4 protein-coding genes are annotated in these 3,439 nt (G+C 71.2%); all 4 read left to right on the forward strand.

The genetic code is table 11. The features are described from left to right. Window positions 1–155: 155 nt before the first annotated feature. The 4 genes from lipB (at window position 156) to ACIQOV_RS33370 (ending at window position 3,354) form a co-directional block, all read left to right on the forward strand. Window positions 156–926 carry a lipoyl(octanoyl) transferase LipB gene (gene lipB, locus ACIQOV_RS33355; RefSeq protein ID WP_401054495.1) on the forward strand — a complete coding sequence of 257 codons (771 nt, stop codon included), beginning with the start codon at window positions 156–158 and terminating at the stop codon, window positions 924–926. Between the two features lie 177 nt (window positions 927–1,103). After that, the gene (gene lipA, locus ACIQOV_RS33360) at window positions 1,104–2,057 is read left to right on the forward strand and encodes a lipoyl synthase (protein ID WP_359896996.1); all 954 of its coding nucleotides are present in this window, start codon (window positions 1,104–1,106) and stop codon (window positions 2,055–2,057) included. A 211-nt stretch (window positions 2,058–2,268) separates the two neighbouring features. After that, complete coding sequence (locus tag ACIQOV_RS33365; RefSeq protein ID WP_359896994.1) at window positions 2,269–2,463, forward strand: hypothetical protein; 195 nt, start codon at window positions 2,269–2,271, stop codon at window positions 2,461–2,463. Window positions 2,464–2,655: 192 nt separating this feature from the next. After that, a complete protein-coding gene (locus tag ACIQOV_RS33370) occupies window positions 2,656–3,354 on the forward strand; it encodes a DUF4191 domain-containing protein (RefSeq protein WP_401054496.1) in 699 nt (232 codons plus the stop codon). The last annotated feature ends 85 nt before the right edge of the window (window positions 3,355–3,439 follow it).

Genomic DNA, 3,439 nt, shown 5'->3' on the forward strand with positions numbered 1-3,439 from the left:
GGGCGACTGACCCCGGCAGGACGGCCGGACCCGGCAGGACCGCTGCTCATGGGCGGCCGAGGGGGTTCGACCGGGCTGGGCGTACAGTGGCGAGGTTGGTCTCGAACGCCCGGCAAGGAGCGGCAACGGTGAGCGAGAACGTGCGTTTTGTTCGCATGGGCATAGGTGAGCGCACCGTGCCCTACCAGGAGGCCTGGGAGGAGCAGCAGCGGCTGCACGCGCTGCGGGTCGCGGACGAGATCCCCGACACCGTGCTGCTCCTGGAGCACCAGTCGGTGTACACCATGGGCAAGCGCACCAACCCCGCCGACCTGCCGCTGGACGGCACCCCGGTGGTCGAGGTCAACCGGGGCGGCGAGATCACCTGGCACGGCCCCGGCCAGCTGGTCGGCTACCCGATCGTCAAGCTGCCCGACCCGATCGACGTCATCGCCTACGTCCGCCGGCTGGAGGAGGCGCTGATCCGCACCGCCGGCGAGTTCGGCATCGGGTCCACCCGGGTCGAGGGCCGCAGCGGCGTCTGGGTGCTGGGCGAGTCCATCCCGGACGCCGTGGTGGATCCGGCGCAGGTGGTGGACATCGGCAGGCTGACCCTGCGGATGGGCCTGCCGCTGGGCATCGACCCGCGCCTGGCCGGCCCCGAGTACGCGCCCTCCAACGCCGGCCAGCGCGGTGACGACCGCAAGCTCGCCGCGATCGGCGTGCGGGTCGCCCGCGGGGTGACCATGCACGGTTTCGCGCTCAACTGCGACCCGGACATGACCTGGTTCGACAAGATCGTGCCGTGCGGCATCAGGGACGCGGGCGTCGCCTCGCTCACCGGCGAGCTGCAGCGCGGACTGTCCGCCGCCGAGGCCGCGCCGGTGGTCGAACGGCACCTGGCGGACGTCCTCGCCGAGCTGCCGGAACCGGTCCTCGGCCACTGACCCGCCCGGCAGCGCCGACGCACCTTCCGCCGACGGCCGCCGAAACTGCCGGCGGCCGCTGGGAATCTACCGACCGGTAGCCATGTTGCCCTGCGATTGCAGGGCGGCAGGCCCGGCGAAGGCCGTACAACCACAGGCGTACCCTGGGGGTACCCCGTCTAGTTCTAGGAGTCGCACGTGTCCGCTGTCGCGCCCGACGGCAGGAAGCTGCTCCGCCTGGAGGTCCGCAACAGCGAGACCCCCATCGAGCGGAAGCCCGAGTGGATCAAGACCCGCGCGAAGATGGGCCCGGAGTACAACGCCCTCCAGTCGCTGGTGAAGAAGGAGGGGCTGCACACGGTCTGCCAGGAGGCCGGCTGCCCCAACATCTTCGAGTGCTGGGAGGACCGCGAGGCGACCTTCCTCATCGGCGGTGACCAGTGCACCCGCCGCTGCGACTTCTGCCAGATCGACACCGGCAAGCCCGCCGAGTTCGACCGCGACGAGCCGCGCCGGGTCGCCGAGTCCATCGTCACGATGGACCTCAACTACGCCACCATCACCGGCGTCGCCCGTGACGACCTGGAGGACGGCGGCGCCTGGCTGTACGCCGAGACCGTGCGCCAGGTGCACGCGATGACCGCCGCCCGCGAGGCCGGCCGCACCGGCGTCGAGCTGCTCATCCCCGACTTCAACGCGGTGCCCGAGCAGCTGGCCGAGGTCTTCTCCTCCCGCCCCGAGGTGCTCGCGCACAACGTCGAGACGGTGCCGCGGATCTTCAAGCGGATCCGCCCGGCGTTCCGCTACGAGCGCTCGCTGGACGTCATCACCCAGGCGCGTGCGGCCGGACTGGTGACCAAGTCCAACCTGATCCTGGGCATGGGCGAGACCCGCGAGGAGGTCAGCCAGGCGCTGGCCGACCTGGTCGGCGCCGGCTGCGAGCTGATCACCATCACCCAGTACCTGCGCCCCTCGCTGCGCCACCACCCGGTCGAGCGCTGGGTGAAGCCGCAGGAGTTCGTCGAGCTCCAGGAGGAGGCCGAGGAGCTGGGCTTCGCCGGCGTCATGTCGGGCCCGCTGGTGCGTTCGTCGTACCGGGCCGGCCGGCTGTACCGGCAGGCGCTGGAGCGGCGCGCGCAGGCCGCGGTCTGATCGCGGTCCGATCACGCGTGTGACGGCGGTCCGACGGCGGCCTCCCGGTCCACCGATCGGTTCGAGCCACGGGAAGGGCGGAGCTTCGGCTCCGCCCTTCCGGTTTTCACCACGCTTTGACTGGCTGGTCACGGGCTGGTAACACGGGGTGGGGACTCTGGACGCCTGGTGAGCGTTCGATTCTTCTCAGCCACGAGAGGAGCTGTTCGGCATGCGGGTTCAGATGCGGATCCGGTCGGTGGGGGTGGCGCTGCGGTTCGCCGAGAGCGTCCTGCTCGCTCCCGGCCAGCGGCACGCGCGCCGCAACGCGTGGGCGGCGGTGTGCGAGAACCGCCGGTACGCGGCGGACCGCCGGCACGACGACGCGGCGGCCCGGACGGCACAGCCGCGGCCGGTCCGGCGGTAGTGCTCCGGCGCTGACGCATCGGCGTCGGCGGTAGTGCTCCGGCGGTAACGCATCGGCGTCGCCATCGGCGATAACGCTTCGACGTCACAGGGCCCCCCGGCGTCGCTCTGTGCGACGGCGTACGGGCACACGGGTCACGGTTGGGGCGAACGGGTACCCGGGCTTGGATATCCCGTACCCGTGCCACGTACCATGAGCGTTATGGCGAGGGAAACATCCGAGAACCCCGGGCGACTGAAGCAGATCCGTCTGGCGTACACCATGACCAAGAAGGTCGACACCAAGATCGGCCTGATCATCGCCGGCGTCGGCCTGCTGACCTTCGGCGTGTTCCTCGCCATCGGCTTCGCGATCGAGCATCCCGTCTACCTGGGCATCCTGGGCTTCATCGTGGCCGTGCTGGCCATGGCGATCGTCTTCGGGCGCCGGGCCGAGCGGGCCGCGTTCGGTCAGATGGAGGGGCAGCCGGGGGCAGTCGCCGCGGTGCTGAACAACATCCGGCGCGGCTGGAGCTCCAACAGCACCCCGGTGGCGGTCACCCGTAACCAGGACGCGGTCTACCGCGCCGTGGGCCGGGCCGGCATCGCGCTGATCGGCGAGGGCAACCCGAACCGGGTCCGCCAGCTGCTGGCCTCCGAGAAGAAGAAGATGGCCCGCGTGGTCGGCGACGTGCCGGTGCACGACATCGTGGTGGGCAACGGCGAGGACGAGATCCCGCTGAAGAAGCTCCAGATCCACCTGATGCGCCTGCCCCGCGCCATCACCGCCGCCCAGGTCACCGAGACCAACGACCGCCTGCGCGCGCTGGGCGACCTGCTCTCCAAGGCGCCGATCCCCAAGGGTCCGATGCCGAAGGGCGCCCGGATGCCCAAGGGCGGCCAGGCCCGCTGATCCTCCCCCGCCCCTGACGACACGAGAACGGCCCCGCCGCGGAAGCTCCGCGGCGGGGCCGTTCCGACGTTCGTACGGCGTCGGG

Origin of the sequence: Kitasatospora sp. NPDC091257 (assembly GCF_044757675.1) — a bacterium.
Lineage (GTDB): Bacteria > Actinomycetota > Actinomycetes > Streptomycetales > Streptomycetaceae > Kitasatospora > Kitasatospora lactacystinica.

Coding starts and splice junctions, on each gene's coding strand:
- ACIQOV_RS33365 (WP_359896994.1), top strand. CDS start 2,269: ATGCGGGTTCAGATGCGGATCCGGTCGGTGGGGGTGGCGCTGCGGTTC.
- ACIQOV_RS33370 (WP_401054496.1), top strand. CDS start 2,656: ATGAGCGTTATGGCGAGGGAAACATCCGAGAACCCCGGGCGACTGAAG.
- lipB (WP_401054495.1), top strand. CDS start 156: ATGGGCATAGGTGAGCGCACCGTGCCCTACCAGGAGGCCTGGGAGGAG.